The organism is Arthrobacter subterraneus (genome assembly GCF_900099735.1).
Lineage (GTDB): Bacteria > Actinomycetota > Actinomycetes > Actinomycetales > Micrococcaceae > Arthrobacter_D > Arthrobacter_D subterraneus.
On record NZ_FNDT01000047.1, the window covers coordinates 1 to 4,958 of the forward strand.

The 4,958-nt window shown below is 62.0% G+C and carries 5 protein-coding genes and 1 riboswitch; of the genes, 2 read left to right on the forward strand and 3 right to left on the reverse strand.

What is annotated here, in order from left to right; all coding sequences use genetic code 11:
- Nucleotides 1-270: 270 nt before the first annotated feature.
- The 3 genes from BLS52_RS18090 to BLS52_RS18100 form a co-directional block, all read right to left on the reverse strand.
- Nucleotides 271-1,137 (reverse strand): cytochrome c biogenesis CcdA family protein, encoded by an 867-nt coding sequence (locus tag BLS52_RS18090; RefSeq protein WP_090588572.1) that lies wholly within the window; start codon nt 1,135-1,137, stop codon nt 271-273.
- Nucleotides 1,138-1,914 (reverse strand): DsbA family protein, encoded by a 777-nt coding sequence (locus BLS52_RS19030; protein WP_090588573.1) that lies wholly within the window; start codon nt 1,912-1,914, stop codon nt 1,138-1,140.
- Nucleotides 1,915-2,162: 248 nt separating this feature from the next.
- Nucleotides 2,163-2,981 (reverse strand): C40 family peptidase, encoded by an 819-nt coding sequence (locus BLS52_RS18100; RefSeq protein WP_175460241.1) that lies wholly within the window; start codon nt 2,979-2,981, stop codon nt 2,163-2,165.
- Nucleotides 2,982-2,985: 4 nt separating this feature from the next.
- Nucleotides 2,986-3,162, reverse strand: a riboswitch (cyclic di-AMP (ydaO/yuaA leader).
- Nucleotides 3,163-3,523: 361 nt separating this feature from the next.
- Here BLS52_RS18100 and BLS52_RS18105 point away from each other — a divergent pair.
- A complete protein-coding gene (locus BLS52_RS18105) occupies nt 3,524-4,552 on the forward strand; it encodes a hypothetical protein (protein ID WP_139186332.1) in 1,029 nt (342 codons plus the stop codon).
- A gap of 185 nt (nt 4,553-4,737) precedes the next feature.
- On the forward strand, nt 4,738-4,958 hold a 221-nt coding region (locus tag BLS52_RS18110), incomplete at its 3' end, for a transposase (RefSeq protein ID WP_425425048.1).

The window sequence follows — 4,958 nt, forward strand, 5'->3', positions numbered from 1 at the left end:
CACGCTCGCGCAACTCGATCGGGTACTTCCGCTGTGCTGCCATGAAAAACATCCTCCGGGTAATCGATGTCTCCATCAAACCCGGTACGGTTCACCACGTCGGTGGAACCTCACGGGTGAACAACAGGGTATCGATCAGGTCTGTCGGGATGGCTACGACGAAGTAGGTCAGGATTGCGACACCGGTGGCGGCGATCCATCGCCGGGCGGGCCATTGTGCCAAAGCTGAAGTCAGTGAACTGCGGGCCCTTACACTACGTGCACTGTTCGTCATTGAACGCTCTCTTCTTCGTGATCGTTGGATGATGGGCGGTCGGTTTCAACTGGCTTGGGGCGTCGCCGGATTCTCCAGTTGAGGACGGCAGCCAGCGCCAACAGTGCAGCAGCGGCGACCATGAACGCGGTGTTGGGTAGAGCCGAAGCTGCGCCGCTGGCGGCGGACTCAAGGCGGAACTGATCGGATACGGTGAGCAACCCGCCAAGGCCTGCGGTGCCGTCGGTGGCCAGCAGCAGTATTCCTATTCCAATGGAAAGGCTGCCGGAAATAATCATCACTACTGAATTGGACCATCGGCCCACCGTGACCGGTCGGGGCCGTAGCCAGCGTCGCCCGGAAATCCCCAGCCGATCCCAGAAGAGCGCCAACACAAACAGCGGCAGGGCCATTCCGAGCGCATAGACTGCCAACAATACAGCGCCATACACGGGATTGCTTCCTACTGCGGCCACGGTCAGGACTGAACCCAGAATAGGTCCGGTGCAGGCACCGGCCACCCCGTAGACGGTACCGAGAACAAAGACCGACAATCGTGAACCTTCCCCCCGGGCACGGCTACGGAACCACGCGGGTAGGCGGATTCCGAGCAGCTGGATCAGGCCCAGGGCGATGACCAGGCTTGCAGCGGTGGCAATGAGTGCAGTGCGATGTTGGGTTAACAGGGATCCAAGCGCGCCGGCGAAGATGCCCATCGGAACGAGGGTTACAAGCAGTCCCAGGTAGAACAGCCCGGTCCTGGCCACAAGCCTGGTGGCAGTGGTGAAGGCGTACGCGAAGAAGGCTGGCAGCAGAAGGGCCGAACACGGGCTCAGTAGGCTCAGCAGGCCACCGATGAAGGCTCCGGCGTAACCGATGACCATCTACCGTTGACCCGCTTCTTTGAGCTCACCTTCGATGGCCTGCTCGAACGCGGCCAGGGGCTGGGCCCCGATCAGGGGTGTGTCGTTGACCAGGAAGGTTGGGGTTCCAGTGGCGCCAAGGGATGCAGCTTCTTGTGCATCGTTGGTGACCGCTGCGGCAAGTTCTTCCGATTGCAGGTCGTTCCGGAACTTCTCCAGGTCCGGTACCCCGGCTTCCTGAGCCAGTTCGAGTAACCGTTCTTCCGGTAGGTCGATATGGCCACGTTTGGGTGCTTCGGCAAAGACCGCCTTATTGAACTCCCAGAATCGATCCTGCTCGCCGGCTGCCCGCCCGGCCACGGCCGCGCTGAAGGATTGCTCACCGAACACCGGCAGGTCCCGCCATTCAATGCGCAAATCTCCGCTTTCCACATATTTGTCGACCAGGGAAGGCAGTGTGTCCCGGGAGAACAAGCCGCAGAACGGGCAGCGGTAATCCGCGTACTCGATCAGGACCACGGGGGCATCCACCTCGCCGAGCGCGGTCGGATCACCAGCAGCCCGCCGTGACAAATCCAGAGGCTCCTCAGCTGCACTTTGCCCGGGAGGAGTAGTCGTGGTGCTTGCCTCCTGTGAAGCGCCGGTGCGTGAAGCGATTATGCCAATCAGCAGGATCAGAAGGACCGAGACGGCAACCGCGATGGACGCCACCAGGGCGCGTCTGCTCGGCCGCTCGGGTGCGGGGGAATGGGAGGACGACACTTCAACTCCTTGAACGGGCTCCACACAGAACCGCATATAGGCGTCTGCGTGTGCGGCGGCGAGACCAGCAGACTGCGCGCCTCGCTCAGGTGCACGACTTTTCAGGTGCGGGACTTGGGGGGGGGCGGGGCATGCCTCGCACTGACCGCCGAGCGGTGATCCCGGTTTCGGATCCAGGCCCCGTGTGCTCGGTTGCCGGGACGGTCCCACTGCTTCCCGGTCCGGTTTGTTTCCCGCCAGGGCCCTGCCACAGCGCAGCCATGGCAGGGCCGTGAGCCGGAAGGCTAGGCGTTCACCCGGTAGTAAACCGGACCGGATCCGACATCGACGCTTTCGATGACAGTCTGGTTGCCGTTCCAGCCGCTGTGAATCGCCTGGCCGTTCCCGATGTAGACGGCATTATGCGAAAAGCCCATGCCGCCATCGGCGTAGTAGATGAAGTCGCCGGGCTGCGGGTTTGAGACGGGTGTCGCATAGGCCATCAACGACTCGGGGGACTCGTCCCCAACGCCTGTGATTCCGGCGGCGCGCAACGCAACCTCGCCCAGAACAGTACAGTCCTGAACTGCTCCCAGCTGGGCGCGCGCTGCTGCGAGGATCGCCTGGTTGGTCGACGAGGACGCCGACTCCTCCCGGCTGTTGTCCGGCACCGCGGAAGACGATTCTTCTGCTGACCCGATCGAGCCAGCCAATGTCATCAACCGCGGAGCTGCTGCCGGACCAGCAGCCGAGGCGGTGAGGTTGATGCGATCGCCGGGGTAAATCACGGACTCCAAGGACAGCCCGTTCAACGACAGAAGGGCCGACAGGTCGATACCGTGTTGCGCGGCGATCTGTCCCAGGGTGTCCCCGGACTGCACGGTGTAGGACGAACCTGCTTGTGCGCTCCAAGTCTGGACCGCCGTGACATCCGCAGCGGGGGCGGAGGATATTGCTCCCGCCTGGGCCGGTACGGCACTTCCGAGAAGCATTCCAGCGCCGACGACGACTACTGCGGCCTGTCGCGGACGAGAATGCTGGGATCCGGGGGTGGTGCCCCAAATTTTTGCCAACGGACGGGTGGTGTCCGCACGGTGGCGGGCATGGGTGTTCTTCAGTGACACGAAAGTAGCCTCTCCCGATACCTGCGAGGTGAGCTGTCGGATTCGGGTGGGAGTCACCCGGTCGTCCGATACGGGTATCGGATGACTTAACCCCAAGAGTTCAGATGGAACCCAAAAGTGGTTCCCCCGCCCCTGCCACAGTGTTCTTACTGGGAACCTCAGCGAGCGGCAGAGTTCGGTAACAAGCTGAGGACGCCGCGAAGACGCGCGACGCACCTCCAATGTACAGAGAAATGTCTCAAATGTATAAACATTTACCGCGCCGGTTGAATGAATATCTTCGTCGCTCGTCGACATCAGGGGGCCTCGGCAGGCGGGGCCGTCCCTGGTGCATGCTACCGTCGGATTCTGAAATGTTCGAACATATCCGCGGGCGCATGGCGCTCAGCATCTCCCTGATTGCGCTCTTGGTTGTGACGGGTTGCCTGCCCGACACTGAGCGGACTGGTGCCCGACGCGTCGACATAGGTGAACCGCCAACAACTGCCCCCCACACGGACCTTGATAATAGACTTTTCCCGGGATTCGAAGTCGCTTCCGAGGTGAGGATCGACAGTACCCCCTTCGCGATAGGGGACACCTTCGTCGGTTCGGTCTTCCCCCATGAGGGCAACTCCCAACTGAGCTTTTACGGCTTCAACGCCACCGGCACCATCTGGCGGGTGGATACCAACCCCTCCTGTGTGGGGACGGTGCCAATACGGGTTGGAGACGAAGCGGCGATCGTCATCTTGGACTCCGACGCCCGGAAGGACGGTCGGGGCAAAGTGAGCACTACCGTGGCTACCGCCTTCTCCGCCGCAGACGCGAAACCGCTATGGGGGCCGACGGAGGTTCCAGGCCCGTCCCCGGGAAGCGGACTGATCTTCGCAAACACGCCCAAGGCGCTCACGAACGAGCGGACACCGGCCACGCTGTTGGACGCCGCATCCGGCGTAGTCGTCGGCGAACCGGCCGGAATGGCCCTTTACGAGCACCACGGCACCGCCCTGCAGGGCACCGCAGAAAGTTTCACTGCTATCGACACCAGCTCGGGCGACACGCTTTGGAGCTCAACCCAGCTCAGTCCAGGATTCATCGACGTCAACGCAGGGAGCAGCGCCCGATACGATGGCGATTACGGGCCCGCAACGGGAAATATCCTAATCTTGAACTGGACTGATTCCGCAGGGCAGAGTGTTGCCGTACTTCACGATTTCAGGACCGGTGCGGCACTGGGCCAGGTGGATGGAATCCCCTCCGGTGAGGCCACGGTCGATGACGCCACCCAAACCGTCCTCTTGACTTCCCAACGGGCCAACGGTGCATACCGCATCACCGCAGTACGTGCAGGAAAGGGTGTGATCTGGACCAAAGACTCCGATAGCCCAGCTGCCACAACAGCCGCCGGTGCAGGAGTGGCCTATGCGCGGGTAGACGGCCAATCCGTCAAAATCGATCTCCAATCGGGCAAGACACTGACCTCGGGCGAGTATGCCCTTCCCATAGCCGTGCTTCCCGACGGGACAGCTCTCTTCCCCACAAACCAAGACGGGACATACGCGGTTGCGCACACCGCCGGAAGTCCATAGGTCTTCCGCGCGAAGATCAGCCGTACAAGCGAGAATTCCAGGCACCGATCCATATTGCCGATTTGTCTATAGGAACATCTCCGTGAACCGTACCGGGTTTGATGGAGACATCGATTACCCGGAGGATGTTTTTCATGGCAGCACAGCGGAAGTACCCGATCGAGTTGCGCGAGCGTGCGACTCGGATGGTGATCGAGGCGCGAAAGAACCCGGCAACAAGGACCGGAGCGTTCGGGCGTGTCGGTGAACAGCTCGGAGTGAACCCGGAAGCGTTGCGGACCTGGGTGAAGCGGGCCGAGATCGATGAGGGACTGCGCCCGGGCACAACGAGCAGCGATGCGGAGCGGATCACCGAGCTCGAGCGCGAGGTCCGCGAACTGCGGCGGGCGAACACCATCCTGAAGCA